The following is an 18,167-nucleotide window of genomic DNA, read 5'->3' as shown; positions in this document are numbered from 1 at the left end:
CCAAGGAAAGAACCATCGAAGCGACCTGCCAAAGAATCGGGATCATACTTCAGGACTTCCAACCACAAGAATGCTCAAACTACTTCAGAGCCGCAGGATATGGTGACGTCTAAAAGAAAAATGCTCTAGGACTGGCGGACTTTGAAGAGTTGAAAGACGACATTCAGAGCGAGGCAGTTGACGTTGCTACAGTCCTCATGGAGAATTTTCTTCAAAGGCCGACTGAGCAGAAGCAGGTTATTGAAGACTTCCGTTCAACTCTCGAAGGACTGCCGGCATTGCTCTCTGTTTCTGATACTGATCCGCGTCCATTGGTGTTCATCATCGATGAGCTCGATCGATGCCGTCCTGTCTTCGCGCTCTCGCTACTGGAGCGGATAAAGCATTTTATGTCTGTTCCCAATGTTCACTTCATATTAGGAGTCCACCAGAAACAGTTATCAAACGCAGTTCAGACTCTATATGGGCAGAGCGCTGAGGACGCCCAGGTCTATCTTCAAAAATTCATAACTGTATCGTTGGTTATGGACACAGGTGAACAGGACTATCGCACTGGAAAGCAAGCGACGTACATCAGCCACTTATACAAGAATGCCAGACTTAGCAACGAGGCGGCAGACCGAATGAATGCTGGAATAGACGCATTCAAGAGAATAGCAACACTTAACAAAATAAGTTTAAGAACAATAGAACGTATTCATTCAAGGATTATCATTGCGAGTGCGTTTTCTGCTACAAATCGAGCTGCTTTACCAACAGTCGTGACTGGCCTCTGCTGCATGAAAGTTGCGAGGCCGGATCTTTACCAAAAGGCATTGTCAGGCAAACTGAGGTTCGATGAAGTCGAAGAATTTTTGGGATTCAAGATGGATACTAGATTGAGATCGAGTGTGCAGAGCGATTACGAGACTTGGAACTTATTGCTGCGGAGCACGTCATTGCCTGGCAATCCTCAGCTTTCCGATCATCAGATGACCCTTACCAATTATCTATTAAATGCTGGGGTGGAGCAGCCGAATGACTTGGTACCACTCTTGGCGAAAGAAGTCGTTGAGCGAATGACCCCTTAGCTCACGCCGCCTTCTCATCCGCCTTCTTTTCGATCAGCCCGATCAGATCGCCCATGATGCGGTTCATGTCGAAATCCTTCGGCGTATAGAGGGCGGCGACGCCCAGCTGCTTCAGCACATTGACATCGCCTTCCGGAATGATGCCGCCGGCCACCACCGGCACATGGCCAAGCCCCGCCGCACGCAGCCGCTGTATCACCTCGCGGATCAGCGGCACGTGGCTGCCTGAGAGGATCGAGAGGCCGAGAATATGCGCGTCACGCTCCTGCACGGTCTTCACCAGCTGTTCTGGCGTCATGCGGATGCCCTCATAGATCACCTCGAGGCCGGTGTCGGCGGCCCTGACCGCAATCTGCTCGGCGCCATTCGAATGGCCGTCGAGGCCGGGCTTGCCAACGATCAGCCGCGGCGTCTCGCCCATGCGTTCGGAAAGCCGCTTCACGCGGGCGCGGAGACCGGCGAGGCCTTCGCCGCCCTCGGCGCGCATGGCGAGCGCCACGCCGGTGGGCGCCCGGTATTCGCCGAACACCGCGCGCAGGGCGCCGCCCCATTCGCCGGTCGTGACACCGGCCCTGGCGCACGCAATCGACGGCTCCATGATGTTGCGGCCTTCCCTTGCGGCGCGTGAGAGTTCCGCCAGCGCCGCCGCCGCGGCCTTGCCGCCGCGCGCGGCGCGCCAGGCCTTCAGCCGTTCGATCTGCTCATATTCGACATCGTCCCTCACCGTCATGATGGCGTCCGCACCCGCTGACAGCGGCGACGTTTCGCTGGTGGTGAAGATGTTGACGCCGACGATCCTGGTCTCGCCGGTCTCGATGGCATTGATGCGCGCCGTGTTGCTCTCGACGAGCCGCTGCTTCATGTAGGCGATCACCGCCTCGGACGCGCCGCCGCCCATGGCCAGCACATGGGCGAGTTCGGCGCGCGCTTCTTCTTTCAGCGCCTCGACCTTGCGGGTGATCTCGGTGGAGCCGTCGAAGATGTCGCCATAATCGAGCAGGTCCGTCTCATAGGCCACGATCTGCTGCATGCGGAGCGACCATTGCTGGTCCCATGGCCGCGGCAGGCCGAGAGCCTCGTTCCATGCCGGAAGCTGCACGGCGCGGGCCCTCGCATTCTTCGACAGCACCACCGCCAGCATTTCGAGGAGAATGCGGGTGACGTTGTTTTCCGGCTGCTGCTCGGTCAGGCCCAGCGAATTCACCTGCACGCCGTAGCGGAACCGGAGATGCTTTTCCTCCGCGATGCCATAGCGTTCGCGTCCGATCTCGTCCCACAATTCGGTGAAGGCCCGCATCTTGCAGAGCTCGGTGATAAAGCGGATGCCGGCATTGACGAAGAAGGAGATGCGCCCGAACACCTCCGGAAAATCCTTCTGGGCCACCGCGCCCGAAGCCCTGACGCCGTCGAGCACGGCGATTGCCGTCGCCAGCGCATAGGAGAGCTCCTGCACCGGCGTAGCACCCGCCTCCTGCAGATGATAGGAGCAGACATTCACCGGGTTCCACTTCGGCAATTCGCGGGTCGAGAATGCGATGGTGTCGCCGATCAGCCGCAGCGAAGGCCCTGGCGGGAAGACATAGGTGCCGCGCGAGAGATATTCCTTGATGATGTCGTTCTGGGTGGTGCCGGAGAGGCTTGCCCGCGGCGCGCCCTGTTCCTCGGCCGCCGCGACATAGAGGGCGAGCAGCCAGGCCGCCGTGGCGTTGATGGTCATCGAGGTGTTCATCTGGGCGAGCGGAATGGCCTCGAACAGCGTGCGCATGTCGCCCAAATGCGAAATGGGAACGCCCACCTTGCCCACCTCGCCGCGGGCCAGCACATGATCGGAATCATAGCCGGTCTGGGTGGGAAGGTCGAAGGCCACTGAAAGCCCGGTCTGCCCCTTGGACAGGTTGGTGCGGAACAGCTTGTTTGACTCAGAGGCCGTGGAATGGCCGGCATAGGTCCGGAACAGCCAGGGTTTGTCACGCGTGATGGTCATGGCGAAGAAAATCGCATGGGCCGCGGCGGCGCCGCAACCTCGACTTTGGGCCAGAGCCATGTTGCCTCACCCCCTCCTTTTGTTGCGGTGCAAGGAAACGGGCTGTCGGCTATTATCTGCGAAGCATTCCGAAGGAGATGACGCCATGACCTCCGCAGCCGCCAGATCCGCCGTTCCGGCCAATGCCAATCAGCCGGTCAAGGACCTCTATGAGGTTGGCGAGATCCCGCCGCTCGGCCATGTGCCGGCCAAGATGTACGCCTGGTGCATCCGGCAGGAGCGCCATGGCGCGCCCGAGTCCGCCATGCAGGTGGAGGTGGTTCCCACCTGGGCCATCGGCGAGGATGAATGCCTCGTGCTGGTGATGGCGGCGGGCGTCAACTACAATGGCGTGTGGGCCGCGCTCGGAAAGCCGATCTCGCCCATCGACGGCCACAAGAACCCCTTCCATATCGCCGGGTCGGATGCGGCTGGCATCGTCTATGCGGTGGGCTCCAAGGTCAAGCGCTGGAAGGTTGGGGACGAGGTGGTCATCCATTGCAACCAGGACGATGGCGACGACGAGGAATGCAATGGCGGCGACCCGATGTTCTCGCCCTCGCAGCGCATCTGGGGCTATGAGACGCCGGACGGATCCTTCGCGCAGTTCACCCGGGTACAGGCCCGCCAGCTGCTGCCCAAGCCGCAGCACCTCACCTGGGAAGAAGCCTCCTGCTATACGCTGACGCTCGCCACCGCCTATCGCATGCTGTTCGGCCACAAGCCGCATGTGCTGGGAGCGGGCCAGAATGTGCTGGTGTGGGGCGCCTCCGGCGGGCTCGGCTCGATGGCCATCCAGCTCATCGCCACCACCGGCGCCAACGCCATCGGCGTGATCTCGGATGACGACAAGACGGATTTCGTGATGTCGCTGGGCGCCAAGGGCGTCATCAACCGCAAGAGTTTCTCCTGCTGGGGGCAGATGCCCGAAGTGGGCACGCCCGAATACAATGAGTGGCTGAAGCAGGCGCGCGAATTCGGCAAGGCGATCTGGAAATTCACCGGCAAGGGCAACAACGTCGACATGGTTGTCGAGCATCCGGGCGAGTCGACCTTTCCGGTCTCGGTGCTGATGGCGCGGCGCGGCGGCATGGTGGTGATCTGCGCCGGCACCACGGGCTTCAACCTCACGCTCGACGCGCGTTATCTGTGGATGCACCAGAAGCGCGTGCAGGGCTCGCATTTCGCCAATCTGATGCAGGCGGCGGCCGCCAATAAGCTGGTGATGGCCAGGCGCATCGACCCTTGCATGTCTGATGTCTATGCCTGGGCCGATATCCCGAAGGCGCACATGAAGATGTGGAAGAACGAGCACCGCCCCGGCAACATGGCGGTGCTGGTTTCGTCGCCGGTTCCGGGGCTGCGCACGCTGGATGACGCGATAGAGGCGGCCTCGGCCTAGAGACCGGCGAGCAGGCCCGGAACGAATCTGTCCCGCCGGCCGTGCTCACTGAGGAGGGCCACGGCTACGGTATCGGTGGCGTATTCGCGGTCTCCCTCGCGCCTGGCAGCATGGGCGCGCAGCAGGGCATGTGCCTCCTCGAGTGCTTGGGACGTCCGCAGGGGGCGGCGGAAATCGATGCCTTCGGCGGCCGCCATCAGTTCGATCGCGAGGATGCGCGAGAGATTGGCATTCATGGCCAGAAGCCGCCGCGCCCCGTGGGTTGCCATCGAGACGTGATCTTCCTGGTTGGCTGAGGTGGGCGCGGAATCGACCGAGGCCGGATGCGACAGCTGCTTGTTCTCGCTCATCAGCGCCGCGGCGGTGCATTGCGGCACCATGAAGCCGGAGTTGAGGCCGGGATTGCGGATCAGGAAGGCGGGCAGCAGCGAAATCGAGGAATCGATCAGCGCGGCAATCCGCCGCTCCGACAAGGAACCGGTTTCGGCCACGGCAAGCGCGATCATATCGGCCGCGAAGGCGACGGGTTCAGCGTGGAAATTACCTCCCGAAAGCACCGCACCATCCCCGGCGAACACCAGCGGATTATCGGAAACCGCATTGGCTTCGATGACCAGCGTGCGCGCCGCATGCCCAAGCAGATCGAGGCAGGCGCCCATCACCTGCGGCTGGCAGCGGAAAGAGTAAGGGTCCTGCACGCGATCATCGCCGCTGAGATGCGACGCGCGGATGGCGCTGCCCGCCAGCAGGCGGCGGTAATGCGCGGCGGCCAGCAGCTGGCCGGGATGGGGCCGCAGCGCGTGGATGCGCGGATCGAAGGGCGTATCGGAGCCCATCACGGCATCGACCGACAGGGCGCCGGCCAAGATGGCCGCGGCGGCGTTGCGTTCGGCGGCAACGAGGCCCGCCAGGGCAAGCGCGGTCGAGACCTGGGTGCCGTTCAGCAGCGCCAGCCCCTCTTTGGGCCCGAGCGATATTGGTTGAATCCCCGCCGTCCCGAGCGCGGCGGCGCCGCTCATCCGCGCGCCATTTACAACGGCCTCGCCTTCCCCCAGCAGCACGAGGCTCATATGCGCGAGCGGCGCCAGATCACCCGACGCGCCGACCGAGCCCTGCCCCGGAATGACTGGCAGAATATCGGCGTTAATCAGGCTCACAAGGGCCTCAACCGCCGCCAGCGAAATGCCCGAAGCGCCTTGCGCCAGCGCATTGACCTTGAGCAGCAGCACAAGGCGGGTGACGGCGGGCGACAGCGCAGCGCCGACACCGGCGGCATGCGAGCGCACGATATTGATTTGCAGCTGGTCAAGATCAGGGCCGGGAATCCTGGTCTTCGCCAGCTTGCCGAAGCCGGTGTTGACCCCATAGATGGCCTCGCCGGTGGCGAGCAGGCGGCGCACCGTCTCCGCCGAGCGGGCGATGAGGCCCCGCGCCTTGTCCGAGATGCCCAGCTCGATCGGGCCCGACAGGGCGGCGCGGATGTCAGAAAGATCAAGCGGGCGGTCACCGATTATGATCATGTGGCAAGCCTCCTCAGGGCGGCGCGGAAATTCCGCGCGATGTGGTCTTCGCTGGTGTGGCGGCGGTCGGTGACCAGCGGGCGGCCGGCCACGTAGACATGTTTCACCAGCTGATTTCCGCCCGAAAAGATCCAGGTGTCGAGCGCCTGGTCCCGGGCGCGTCCGGCGAGCAATGGGTGGTCCTCATCAAGGACGGCAATGTCGCAGCGGTAGCCCGGGGCAATGGCGCCGACGGGCTGGTTGAGGGCCCGCGCGCCGCCAGCCAGCGCGGCGTCATAAAGGCTGCGGCCGGTTGACCGGCTGGGGCCACCGGCCAGCGTGTTGCGCGTGCGGTCTCGCAGGCGTTGGGAATATTCGAGCATCCGCAGGTCCTCGGCGGGCGAGACACTGATCTGGCTGTCGGAGCCGATGGCGAAACGTCCGCCGGCGCCAAGAAAATCGGTGGCGGGGAAGATGCCATCACCCAGATTGGCTTCGGTGGTCGGGCACAGGCCGGCAATAGCCCCCGTCCGGGCGAGCGCCATCGTTTCAGCAGGCGTCATATGGGTGGCGTGGATCGCCGTCCAGCGGCCGGACAGGGCGAACTCGCGCAGCAGCAACGCGATGGGGCGAAGGCCGCAAGAGGAAAGACAATCCTCAACCTCTTTCACCTGCTCGGCAACATGGATATGGACCGGCGCCTCGGCTGGCACGGCGGCAAGCACCGCGCGCAGCAGATCAGGCGTCACCGCGCGAAGCGAATGCGGCGAGATGCCCAGCCGCCGCAACGGGTTGCCCGCAACCTGTATAGACAATCTGTCGAAGATGGTCAGGAACTGGTCCGCAGCATTGATGAAGCGGCGCTGGGCGGGGGCCGGCGGCTGGCCGCCGAAGCCCCCGAAAGCATAGAGCGTCGGCAGCATGGTGATGGCGATACCGGCCTGATCGGCAGCGGCAAGGCAGCGCAGGCTCATCTCGGCGGGATCGGCATAGGGCGCGCCATCGGGCTGGTGATGCAGATACTGAAACTCGCCCACCGCCGAGAAACCGGCCTTCAGCATCTCGACATAGAGTTGCGCCGCCACCGCTTCGAGGTCATCGGGCGAAAGCCGCAGGGCAAAGCCATACATCGCCTCGCGCCATGTCCAGAAACTGTCGGCGCCGGGGCCGGACCGCTCAGCAAGCCCCAGCATAAAACGCTGATGGGCATGGGAATGGACATTCGGCATGGCCGGCACGGCAATTCCCGCGATACGTTCCGGTCCGGGGCCTTCTGCAGCCGGCGCGACCTCGGTGATGAATCCCTGCTGGTCGAGACCGACGATCATGTCCTCGCGCCAGCCATCGGGCGTCAGCACCGAGGAGAAGCGCAACTTGCCGCTTTGCATGGCTGGAACTATACTGTATATACAACCTTATACAAGAGGCTTCCGGCAATGCTCCTCACCAATCTCACCGCGGCAACCCTGCAGGGCGGCTATGGCCTGGTCGCCGACGCGGCAATCCTGATCGAGGACGGCCGGATCGCCTGGGTGGGGCGCCGGGCCGATGCGCCGGGCGGCGCGGCGACCGACTGCGGCGGGATGCTGGTGACACCCGGCCTCGTGGATTGCCACACCCACCTGGTCTATGGCGGCAACCGGGCCAATGAGTTCGAGCAGCGGCTGACGGGTGTCTCCTATGCCGAGATCGCCCGGGCCGGCGGCGGCATCGCCGCCACGGTGCGGGCCACCCGCAATGAGCCGGAAGCCGCGCTTGTTGTCTCCGCGCTCCGGCGGCTGGACTGCCTGCTGGCCGAAGGTGTCACCACCGTCGAAATCAAATCCGGCTACGGGCTCGACCGCGACACCGAAGTGAAAATGCTGGCGGTGGCCCGAAAGCTCGGGCAGGCTCGGCCGGTCGATGTGGTCACCAGCTATCTCGGCGCCCATGCCCTGCCGCCGGAGTTCAGGGACAATCGCGCGGCCTATCTCGATCTCGTCTGCGATGAGGTGATCCCGCTGGTCGCAGGCGCGAAACTCGCGGATGCCGTTGATGCCTTCTGCGAGGGCATTGCCTTCTCGGTCGACGAAACGCGGCGGGTGTTCGCGGCGGCGAAAGCCCATGGCCTGCCGGTGAAACTCCATGCCGAACAGCTTTCCAATCTCGGCGGCGCGAAGCTGGCCGCCAGCTTCAAGGCGCTCTCCGCCGACCACATCGAATATCTCGACCAGGACGGCGTCGATGCCATGGCCGCCGCCGGCACGGTGGCGGTGCTGCTGCCGGGCGCTTTCTATTATCTGCGCGAGAAGCAGCTTCCGCCGCTGGCGGCACTGCGCCAGGCGCGGGTGCCGGTCGCCATCGCCACGGACCTGAACCCCGGCTCCTCGCCAGTGCATTCGCTGCTTGCCACCATGAACATGGCCTGCGTGCTGTTCGGGCTCACGCCGGAAGAGGCGCTGATGGGCGTCACCGCCAATGCCGCGCGGGCTCTGGGCCTCAGGGACCGCGGCCAGATCGCGCCCGGCATGAAGGCCGATCTGGCGCTGTGGGCGGCGGAACGCCCGGGCGACCTCGCCTATCCGCTGGGCCTCAATCCGTTGCGCGCCGTGATCCGCAACGGCGAACTGGCACGGGGAAGCCTGTCATGAGCGAGGCGCTGCCGCTCTACGCCAGGGTGAAGGATCATATTCTTAGCAACATCCGTTCCGGCGCCTGGGCGCCGGGCAAGCGCGTGCCGTCGGAGAACGAACTCGTTGAAAGCTTCCGTATCAGCCGCATGACCGCCAACCGGGCGCTGCGCGAACTGATGGCGGAAGGATTTCTGTCGCGCGTTCCCGGCGTCGGCACCTTCGTGCGCGAGGCGCCCGCGCTCTCGAGTCTCGTCGAGCTGCGCAACATCGCCGAGGAGATCGCCCAGCGCGGCCACCGCTATTCAGCGCGGGTGATCACCAGGGCGAGCGTCGACATCAACCCGGCGATGGCCGGTGAATTCGAGGACCGGACACTCCCGGAGCTGCATCATGTGGTGATCGTGCATGAGGAGAACGGCGTTCCGGTGCAGCTCGAGGACCGCTATGTGAACCCGCTGCTGGTGCCGGATTTCATCGACCGTGATTTCGCCGCCACCACACCCACCGCCGTGCTGCTGGCCGCCACGCCCGTGGACGAACTGGAACACACGGTGGAGGCCTGCCTGCCCTCGCCGGACCAGCAGCGGCTGCTCGGCATTTCCGCGCTGGAGCCCTGCCTGGCGCTGCGCCGCCGCTCCTGGAGCCGGGGCCGGGTGGCGACGGTGGCGACCCTCACCTATCCCGCCAGCCGCTATGCGCTCTACAGCCGCCACCGCACCACGGCGCGCGGCGCGCTTTCGCAATAGGAGCCTGACCCCATGACCACCCGCCGTGACAACAGCCGCGTCATCAAGGCCCCGACTGGCACGACACTGACTGCCAAGTCCTGGCTCACCGAAGCACCGCTGCGCATGCTGATGAACAATCTCGACCCCGGCGTCGCGGAGCGCCCGGAGGAGCTGGTGGTCTATGGCGGCATCGGCCGCGCGGCGCGCAACTGGGAAGCCTTCGACAAGATTGTCGCCGGGCTGCGCGGGCTCGAGGCGGATGAGACGCTGCTGGTGCAATCGGGAAAGCCGGTCGGCATTTTCCGCACCCACAAGGACGCGCCCCGGGTGCTTATCGCCAACTCCAACCTGGTGCCGCATTGGGGCACCTGGGATCATTTCAACGAGCTCGATAAAAAGGGGCTGATGATGTACGGCCAGATGACGGCCGGCTCCTGGATCTATATCGGCACGCAGGGAATCGTGCAGGGCACCTATGAGACCTTCGCCGAAGTGGGCCGCAAGCATTACGGCGGCAGCCTCAAGGGCAAATGGTTCCTGACGGCGGGGCTTGGCGGCATGGGCGGCGCGCAGCCGCTGGCCGCCACCATGGCCGGGGCCTCGATGATCGCCATCGAGTGCCAGCCATCACGCATCGAGTTCCGGCTCAAGACGCGCTATCTCGACACCCAGGCGGCGAGCATCGAAGAGGCGCTGGAGATCGTCAGCCGCGCGCACCGTGAGGGCAAGGCGGTGAGCGTCGGGCTTCTGGGCAATGCCGCCGAGCTGCTGCCGGACTTCGTGCGCCGCGGCATCCGCCCCGACGCGGTGACCGACCAGACCTCGGCGCATGACCCGGTGAACGGCTATCTGCCCGCCGGCTGGTCACTCGCCGCATGGGAGGAAAAGCGCGTCTCCGATCCGCAAGCCGTCAAGGCCGCCGCCATGGCGTCGATGAAAACGCATGTACAGGCCATGCTGGACTACTGGAACATGGGCGTGCCGGTGCTCGACTATGGCAACAACATACGCCAGATGGCGCTCGACATGGGGCTCAAGGACGCCTTCGCCTTTCCGGGCTTCGTGCCGGCCTATATCCGGCCGCTGTTCTGCCGCGGCGTCGGGCCGTTCCGTTGGGCCGCGCTCTCCGGCAACCCCGAGGACATCTACCGCACCGACCAGCGCGTGAAGGAATTGATTCCGGATGACCCGCACCTGCACAACTGGCTGGACATGGCGCGCCAGCGGATCGCTTTCCAGGGCCTGCCCGCCCGCATCTGCTGGGTGGGGCTTGGCCAGCGCCACCGGCTGGGCCTCGCCTTCAACGAGATGGTGCGCAAGGGCGAGCTTGAAGCGCCCGTGGTGATCGGCCGCGATCATCTCGATTCAGGCTCCGTCGCCTCGCCCAACCGCGAGACCGAAGGCATGATCGACGGCTCCGACGCGGTGTCGGACTGGCCATTGCTCAACGCGCTGCTCAACACCGCGAGCGGCGCCACCTGGGTGTCGCTCCATCACGGCGGCGGTGTCGGCATCGGCTATTCGCAGCACGCCGGCATGGTGATCGTGGCCGACGGCACGGATGACGCCGCCCGCCGCCTCGAGCGCGTGCTGTGGAACGACCCCGGCTCGGGCGTGATGCGCCACGCCGACGCGGGCTATGCGGATGCGGTGGCCTGCGCGAAGCAACAGGGCCTGCGGCTTCCCGGCATCACCATGTGAGGGCCGAGGCAACGCATCACGCCACGGCTTGACCGTGGCGTCCTCTTCGTATCCGCGGAGCAAACCCGCCTATGCCGGCACCACGCGCAGGATGCGGCCGTCCGGCGCCTTTTCGTCGGTGAGCAGATAAAGAAACCCATCCGGGCCCTGGCGCACATCGCGGATGCGCGCCACGCCTTCGAACAGGCGCTCCTCGCCGGTCACTCTTTCGCCGGTCATCACCACCCTTACCAGGTGCTCTTGCACCAGCGCGCCGACGAAGAGGTTGCCCTGCCAGCCCGGATAGCGATCGCCGGTGTAGAACGCCATGCCAGAGGGCGCGATCGACGGTTCCCAGAAGTGAACCGGCTGCTCCATGCCGTCCATGGCCTGGCCCTCGCCGATGCGCGCGCCGGAATATTCGCGGCCATAGGAAATCACCGGCCAGCCATAGTTCTTTCCCGCTTGAGGGCGGTTCAGTTCATCGCCGCCCTTGGCGCCGTGCTCCACCGTCCACAGCACGCCGGTTTCCGGATGGAGCGCCGCGCCCTGGAGGTTGCGATGGCCGATCGACCAGATTTCGGGAAGCCAGCCCTGAGGCTTTGGATTGTCCGGCGGCACGCCGCCGTCCGGCATGATGCGCAGGATCTTTCCAATATGGGTATCGGGCCGCTGCACCGCCTCGCGCAGGTTGCGGTCGCCGGTGGTGATGAACAGCGCGCCGGTGCGGTCAAAAACGAGGCGCGATCCAAAATGGTGGCCACCCGTGGCGCCGGGCTGCTGCCGGAAGATCACCTCGACGCCATCAAGGCGGGTGAGATCCGCCGAGAGCCTGCCGCGCATCACGCTGGTGCCGTTGCCGTCCCCGCGCGGCTCCGTGAAGGAGAGATAGACCAGACGATTGTCCGCGAAGGCGGGGTCGAGCGCGATATCCAGAAGCCCGCCCTGCCCTTCCACCGCGATGGCAGCAAGTCCGGCGACAGGCGCGGACACCTTGCCGTCCGCACTCACCACACGGAGATTGCCCGGCCGCTCGCTGACCAGCATTTGGCCTTCCGGCAGAAAGGCGAGCGACCACGGCCTGGCCAGCCCATCAGCGACGGTTTCAAGCCGCAGCGGGCCGGCTGACGTATCATAGATTTGATCCGCCAGCGCTGGGCGGGGCGCGGCGGCGGCAAGCATGGCAAGCAGAACGGCACGGCGGTTCATGCGCAAAACCTCTTTGTGAGAGACCGGACTGGCTTACGCAGGCGGCGGAATTATGGACTTTGCGGCGCGATCTGCCGCAGCCCGGTGCGCAGCGCCGCGAGCTCATCCTCATTGATGCCGTGTGACGAGCCCGGGTAGATGCGCTCGGTGACGCTGGCGCCCATGCGGGTGAAGGCCGCGGTGGTTTCCTTCACCCGGCCAAGCGGAATATGCGGGTCCTGCGCCGCGCAGCCGAGAAACACGCGTGTGCCCGCGAGCGAGCCCGGGTAGTCGCGCGGCGTGCCAGGCGGGCCGATGGCGCCGCCGCTGAGGATGCCGGCGAAGCCATAGGCCATCGGGTTGCGCAGCATCGTTTCGCTGGCGAGGCAGGCTCCCTGGCTGAAGCCGATCACGCCGAGCCGCGCCGGCGCGATGCCGCTGTCCAGAATACCGGCGATGATGGCCGCGAGGCGCTGCAGGGCGCGGCTCAGATAAGGCTCATTGGCGGCGGTGGGCGCCATGAAGCTTTGCGGATACCAGCTGAAGCCCTCGGCCTGCGGCGCCAGATAGCAGAGCTCCGGCATGGCGATCATGTCAGCGAGCTGCAGGATGCTCTCCGCCGTGGCGCCGCGGCCATGCACGAGCAATACGATGCCGGTGGCGGCGGAAGGCAGCGCGCCGGTCTGGCGAAGGCCGTGCCGGGCGATGACTTCCGCGCGCATCACAGCGCTGGCCTGGATGTCGCTCACGCGAGGTGCCTTCCGATGACATGCAACGCCTTTTGGGTGGCGACGGCGAAGCCGGTGTTGAGAAAATCCGGCCAGCTCGACAGCTTCACCGCCACCATGGCGTAATCCCAGTTCACATAGATCATCTGGCCAAACACGCCGCGGGCATAGATGGCGCGGCGCGCCGGATCCTCGATCCACCAGCAATTGCGGTAGGCGCCCCGCGGCAGGGACTCGGTGTAGGGCGGGCCGAAGATGGCGTGATTGCCGTTGCGCGTCGCCTCCACCCAGGACGGCGGCACGACGCCACCGCCATTCTCGAGATAGAGAAGGCCGAGCCGCCCATAGTCGCGCAGGCTGGCGTTGAAGCCACCGTCGGCCAAGGCGCTTCCCGCCGCGTCGACGGTGAAGCAGGCGCTTTCCTCCGCCCCCATCGGCGCCCAGATTTCCTCGGACACGATTTGCGGCAGGCGCTTTCCCGCGGCGCGCTCCATGCAGAAGCCCAGGACCTCGGTCTCGATCGAGCGGTAGGCGAAGAGCTCACCGTGCCTGCGCTCCAGCCGGCCAAGGCCCAGTATCTGCTCGAAGACATGGCGCGGCCAGCGGAACGAAGGGTCGGTGCTGGCGGGCGGCGGCTTCCAGCCAGCCGCAACATCGAGCTGGCCCATATCGGAGTATGGGTCGGTATAGGTCTCGTCAAAGGCGACGCCGCTCGTCATGTCCAGGAGATGCTGCAGCCGCGCGCCGCGATAGGCGGTGCCGGCGAGTTCAGGAATATAGTCGGTGACGGCGGCATTGACATCGAGCAGGCCCTTGCCCGCCAGCGCGCCCGCCGCCGCCGCGGTCACCGATTTCGCGACCGATTGCGAAAGGTGCAGGCTGCGCGGCGCCATGCCGTTGAAATAACGTTCATAGACGATGCGGCCGTCCTTCAGAACCAGAAAGCCGTCGGTGTAGGTGTCATCGAGAAGCCCGGCGAGGCTGGTGCGCCCGCCGCCCACCGCGTCAACCTCAAGCCCGTCAAGATCGCGCTCGGCGCGCGGCAAGTCGCGCACCCCGCCATCGCCGCGCCAGACCTCGGCGGTCGGCAGCAGCTGGCGTATGTTCTGGAAGCTCCAGCGGTTCCACGGCGGCCGGTCCCAGCCGGCGCGCGGCGGAACCAGGCTGGGCGGCGCGCCCTGCATGATCGGCGGGCGGGGATCGGAATTGCGATAGGAGGTCATCAGCCGCTCCCTGAAAAGCAGAGAGCCCTGGCGCTGGCGCCAGGGCTCCACCAATGCGTGCCACTATTTCTGGAGCTCGGTCCAGATCTTCGTGTAGAGGTCATTCACCTCCGGCGGGCAGGTCTTGTTGAAGATGCCCTTGGCCATGAGTTCAGGCGGAATGTTGATCTCCGGCGCGTCCTTCATGTCGGCGGGCATGAACGGCTCCGAACCCTTGATGCCGTTGGCGTAACGGGCATAGGCCGAGATCATCGCCGCGTTCTCCGGGTCCATGATGAAGTTCTGGAACAGCTTGGCGTTCTCGACGTTCTTCGCATCCTTCAGCACCGCCACATTGTCCATCCACAGCACGAAGCCTTCCTTCGGATAGCCGAACACCGCGTTGGGATTCTGCAGGCGGGCGCGGAAGGTGGAACCGTTCCAGTTGACGCCGCCCGAGAAATCGCCCTTCGAGATCTTCTCGACCGAGCCATAGTCCATGGACAGCCACTTCGGCTTGGCCTCGAGGAGCTTGTCACGCACCTTCTTGAGCACTTCCTTGTCGGACTCGCAGGTCTTGCCGCCCATGTAGTAGACGGCGAGGCTCATCACGTCCTGCATTTCCGGCACGACATTGATCTTGCCGACCAGCTCGGGCGGCGGATCGAGCCAGATCGCCGAGGTGTTCACGTCGCCGCTGTAGACGTTCTTCAGGGCATAGGTGCCGGTCGAGCCCCACTGCCACGGCACAGTATAGTGGCGGCCCGGATCGAAATCGACGTTCACCCAGCGCTCATCGACGTTCTTGAAGTTCTCCATCTGGTCGGGGCGGGTTTCAAGCAGCAGGCCCTCGTTGATCCAGATCGGAATGACGCTGCCGGACGGCACCACGATGTCAAAGCCATGGCCGCCCTGGCGGACCTTGGCGAGCGCCGTATCGTTGGAGTCGTAATCGGTGATCGTCACCTTGACATTATACTTTTCCTCGAATTTCTTGATCAGCTCGGGGCTGGTGTAGTCGCCCCAGTTGAAGATGTTGAGTTCGCCCTCGGCCATGGCAGGCCCAGCCAACGCCATCATAAGAGCGCCGGCGGCGGCGGAAGCAAGTTTCATTCGCATCTCTGTTTCTCCCAGTTTGCTTGCGTTGAAATTCAGCTCTTCCGCCTGTTGAGGAAGAAGAACAGCGTCACGATCACCACGGACAGCATGAAGAAAGCCGTCGAGATCGCATTGATTTCCGGCGTCAGCTGCCGCCGGAGCTGGCCCAGCATATAGGTGGGCAGCGTGTCCTGACCGGCCGATTTCACGAATTCGGTGATCACCACGTCATCGAGCGAGATCACGAAGGCCAGCATGAAGCCGGCGAGGATGCCGGGCCACAGTAGAGGAAAGGTTACGCGCAGGAATGTCTTCCATGGCGTGGCATAGAGATCGGAGGCGGCGAGCTCCAGCGTCAGATCCATGCTCTCAAGCCTGGCGCGCACCGGCAGATAGGCGAAAGGAATACAGAACGCCGCGTGCGCCGCCAGCAGATAGCCGAGCCCGGCATAGCCGGTGGCCACTTTGATCGAGGCGAAGGTGATGAGCAGCGCCACCGCGGTGACGATTTCCGGCACGATCAGCGGCGCGTTGATCAGGGCATAGACGGCCGTCATGCCGGCAAAGGCCTTCTTGCGGGTGGTGGCGAGCGCCGCCATGGTGGCGGTGACGGTGGCGATGGTCGCGGCGATGGACGCGATGAACAGCGAGCGCAGCGACACTTCCTGAATGTCGCGGTTGTTCCACGCCGCCTCGTACCAGCGCCACGAGAAGCCTTCCCAGATGGCGATCGAGGTTCCGGCATTGAAGGAAAACACGATAAGCGTCACCACCGGCGCATAGAGCAGCACGAAGCAGAGGACGGCGATGGCCGTGAACCCCGGCAGGCGGCGGATGGAGAAGCGGGCCGCCTCAGCCATGATGCACGCCCTTCTGCGATGCCTGGCGGACATAGATCAGCAGCGCCGCCATGACGATCACCATCAGGGTGATGGACAGCGCCGATCCCAGCGGCCAGTTGCGCCCCTGGCCGAACTGCAATTCAATGAGGTTGCCGAGCATCATGTTCTTGCCGCCGCCCAGCACGCGCGGCGTCACATAGGCGCCGAGCGCTGGCACGAAGACCAGGATCGACCCGGCGATGATCCCGGGCTTCACCGCCGGAATGATGACCCGCCACAGCACCTTGAGCCGCGTGGCATAAAGGTCGTAGGCGGCTTCCACGAGGCGGAAATCGAGCTTCTCCATCGACGCGTACAGCGGCAGCACCATCAGCGGCAGATAGACATAGAGCATGCCGAGCATGATCGCCGTATTGGTGAACATGATCTGGATCGGCGCATCGATTACGCCGATCTTGATGAGGAAGGTGTTGAGGATACCCTCGTTGCGGATCACCTCCATCATCGCGAAGGTGCGGATCAGCAGGTTCGTCCAGAACGGAATGGTGATCAGGAAAAGCCACACATCGCGCGTGCGCTCCGGCCTGGTGGCGATGAAATAGGCGGTCGGAAACCCAAAAAACAGGGCAAGCACCGTGGTTGCCAGCGCAAGGCCCGCCGAGCGCAGGAAGATCACCCCATGGGCTTCCGCAAAACTCACTGTATCGTCGAAGATATCGCGCTCGAACAGCACGCTGAACCAGGCGTCCGTGGTGAACTGCCCGAACTTCACATCGCCATAGTCGCCCTTCTCCATGAACGAGTAGAGAAGCACGATGAACAGCGGCCCCACGGCCGCGAACAGGATGATGGCCAGCGCCGGCGCCGAGAGCAGCCAGCGGTTGCGCGCGTCGCGGCGGCTGGCATCAGAGGCATTGTCGGCGGCGCTGGCCATGGCCTAGTCCCTCAACACCTGCGCGGCGTGGGGCTCCAGCGCAATGCCCACCGCCTCGCCTTCCGAAAAGCCCATGCCGCCCCCGCGCGCATTCTGCTGGCGCACGGTAAAGGCGTGGCCGCCATCGAGCCGGACGTGATAATGCGTGTCGGTGCCGAAATAGACCACGTTCTCAATCTTGCCGCTGAGATCGGCGGTGGCGCCGGGCTTCGCGAGATCGGCGTGTTCGGGCCGCACCACCACAGTCACTCTGCCGGATGGCGAAAAGCCTTCCGGCAGGCCCGCGGTGATCACCGCGCCGCCGGCGAGCCTGACCTGCGCCTCGCGGCCGGTAATCCCCGTCACCTCGCCTTCAAGGAAATTGGTCTCGCCGATGAAATCCGCCACGAAGCGCTGCGACGGCCGGTCATAGATGTCGCGCGGGGTGCCGACCTGCAGGATGCGGCCCTTGGACATGACGGCGATACGGTCCGACATGGTGAGCGCTTCTTCCTGGTCATGGGTGACGAAGATGAAGGTGATGCCGGTCTCGTGCTGCAGGCGCTTCAGCTCGATCTGCATGTCCTTGCGCAGCTTGGCGTCAAGCGCCGAAAGCGGCTCGTCGAGGAGCAGCACGCGGGGTGCGGGCGCCAGGGCGCGGGCCAGCGCGACGCGCTGCTGCTGGCCGCCGGAAATCTGGCTGGTGCGGCGCTTTCCAAGCTCTTCCATGCGCACCAGCGCCAGCATCTCGGCCACCCGCGCATTGATCTCAGCCCTGGGCTTGCCAAGCATTTCGAGGCCGAAGCCGATGTTCTGCGCCACCGTCATGTGCGGAAACAGCGCATAGCTCTGGAACACGGTGTTAACCGGGCGCTTGAACGGCGGCAGCGGCGCGATGTCCTCGCCATGGAGCAGGATCTCGCCTTCGGTCGGGAAATCGAAACCTGCGATCAGCCGGAGCAGCGTGGTCTTGCCGCAGCCTGATGGACCAAGCAGCGTGAAGAACTCATTTTCGCGGATCGCCACCGATACATCGTCCAGCGCCCTGACCGGGTCCTGCCCCGCGCCCTGAAACAGTTTGGTGACGCCCTTCGCCTCAATGGCGGTGCGGCCAGATGCCAAGATCGATCTCCTCCCCGCCTGTTCACCGGCGTTGATGGCCATCCTACGCCGGGAATCCGG

At 64.6% G+C, this 18,167-nt stretch carries 15 protein-coding genes; 5 read left to right on the top strand and 10 right to left on the bottom strand.

The features are described from left to right. Nucleotides 1-149 precede the first annotated feature (149 nt). Nucleotides 150-1,070, top strand: a complete 921-nt coding sequence (locus ACKOED_RS08680; RefSeq protein ID WP_408916199.1) for a P-loop NTPase fold protein — start codon at nt 150-152, stop codon at nt 1,068-1,070. 1 nt (nt 1,071) lies between these two features. On the opposite strand, the gene ACKOED_RS08675 is transcribed toward ACKOED_RS08680, so the two are convergent. Continuing rightward, on the bottom strand, nt 1,072-3,054 hold the full coding sequence (locus tag ACKOED_RS08675) for a protein meaA (protein ID WP_408916200.1): 1,983 nt from the start codon (nt 3,052-3,054) through the stop codon (nt 1,072-1,074). Nucleotides 3,055-3,199: 145 nt separating this feature from the next. Between ACKOED_RS08675 and ccrA the strand changes: the two genes are divergently transcribed. After that, nucleotides 3,200-4,495: a crotonyl-CoA carboxylase/reductase gene (gene ccrA / locus ACKOED_RS08670; RefSeq protein WP_408916197.1), complete on the top strand. Its 1,296-nt coding sequence runs from the start codon at nt 3,200-3,202 to the stop codon at nt 4,493-4,495. On the opposite strand, the gene hutH is transcribed toward ccrA, so the two are convergent. Together hutH and ACKOED_RS08660 are read right to left on the bottom strand one after the other, a co-directional pair. Continuing rightward, nucleotides 4,492-6,015, bottom strand: coding sequence for a histidine ammonia-lyase (gene hutH / locus ACKOED_RS08665; protein ID WP_408916196.1), 1,524 nt, complete (start codon nt 6,013-6,015; stop codon nt 4,492-4,494). The two genes, ccrA and hutH, sit on opposite strands and share 4 nt — an antisense overlap. Next, entirely contained in the window at nt 6,012-7,382 is a 1,371-nt protein-coding gene (locus ACKOED_RS08660; protein WP_408916195.1) for a formimidoylglutamate deiminase, read from the bottom strand. Before ACKOED_RS08660 ends, hutH begins: the two co-directional genes overlap by 4 nt. 48 nt (nt 7,383-7,430) lie before the next feature. Between ACKOED_RS08660 and hutI the strand changes: the two genes are divergently transcribed. The 3 genes from hutI to hutU are packed head-to-tail and all read left to right on the top strand — an operon-like array spanning nt 7,431 to nt 11,035. Further along, nucleotides 7,431-8,624: an imidazolonepropionase gene (gene hutI / locus ACKOED_RS08655; protein ID WP_408916194.1), complete on the top strand. Its 1,194-nt coding sequence runs from the start codon at nt 7,431-7,433 to the stop codon at nt 8,622-8,624. Continuing rightward, nucleotides 8,621-9,352, top strand: coding sequence for a histidine utilization repressor (gene hutC / locus ACKOED_RS08650; protein WP_408916193.1), 732 nt, complete (start codon nt 8,621-8,623; stop codon nt 9,350-9,352). Before hutI ends, hutC begins: the two co-directional genes overlap by 4 nt. Nucleotides 9,353-9,364: 12 nt before the next feature. Continuing rightward, nucleotides 9,365-11,035 (top strand): urocanate hydratase, encoded by a 1,671-nt coding sequence (gene hutU, locus ACKOED_RS08645; protein WP_408916191.1) that lies wholly within the window; start codon nt 9,365-9,367, stop codon nt 11,033-11,035. A 69-nt stretch (nt 11,036-11,104) separates the two neighbouring features. Here the strand turns inward: hutU and ACKOED_RS08640 are convergent, their stop codons facing one another. The 7 genes from ACKOED_RS08640 to ACKOED_RS08610 all read right to left on the bottom strand — a co-directional run bounded on the left by ACKOED_RS08640 (nt 11,105) and on the right by ACKOED_RS08610 (nt 18,149). Beyond that, on the bottom strand, nt 11,105-12,223 hold the full coding sequence (locus tag ACKOED_RS08640; protein WP_408916190.1) for a PQQ-dependent sugar dehydrogenase: 1,119 nt from the start codon (nt 12,221-12,223) through the stop codon (nt 11,105-11,107). A gap of 50 nt (nt 12,224-12,273) precedes the next feature. Continuing rightward, complete coding sequence (locus ACKOED_RS08635) at nt 12,274-12,951, bottom strand: alpha/beta hydrolase (RefSeq protein ID WP_408916189.1); 678 nt, start codon at nt 12,949-12,951, stop codon at nt 12,274-12,276. Next, nucleotides 12,948-14,153, bottom strand: coding sequence for a serine hydrolase domain-containing protein (locus tag ACKOED_RS08630; RefSeq protein ID WP_408916188.1), 1,206 nt, complete (start codon nt 14,151-14,153; stop codon nt 12,948-12,950). Before ACKOED_RS08630 ends, ACKOED_RS08635 begins: the two co-directional genes overlap by 4 nt. Before the next feature lie 63 nt (nt 14,154-14,216). After that, nucleotides 14,217-15,251 (bottom strand): extracellular solute-binding protein, encoded by a 1,035-nt coding sequence (locus ACKOED_RS08625; protein ID WP_408916187.1) that lies wholly within the window; start codon nt 15,249-15,251, stop codon nt 14,217-14,219. Between the two features lie 32 nt (nt 15,252-15,283). Beyond that, nucleotides 15,284-16,090, bottom strand: coding sequence for an ABC transporter permease (locus tag ACKOED_RS08620; RefSeq protein WP_408916186.1), 807 nt, complete (start codon nt 16,088-16,090; stop codon nt 15,284-15,286). Continuing rightward, entirely contained in the window at nt 16,083-17,006 is a 924-nt protein-coding gene (locus tag ACKOED_RS08615) for an ABC transporter permease (protein WP_408916185.1), read from the bottom strand. The genes ACKOED_RS08620 and ACKOED_RS08615 overlap by 8 nt, the downstream gene beginning before the upstream one ends. Nucleotides 17,007-17,009: 3 nt before the next feature. Continuing rightward, nucleotides 17,010-18,149: an ABC transporter ATP-binding protein gene (locus ACKOED_RS08610; protein WP_408916184.1), complete on the bottom strand. Its 1,140-nt coding sequence runs from the start codon at nt 18,147-18,149 to the stop codon at nt 17,010-17,012. Between the last annotated feature and the right edge of the window lie 18 nt (nt 18,150-18,167).

It is taken from the genome of Aestuariivirga sp. (assembly GCF_046093005.1).
In the GTDB taxonomy this organism is placed as follows: Bacteria; Pseudomonadota; Alphaproteobacteria; order Rhizobiales; family Aestuariivirgaceae; genus Aestuariivirga.
This window is presented reverse-complemented; position numbering and strand designations above follow the sequence as displayed.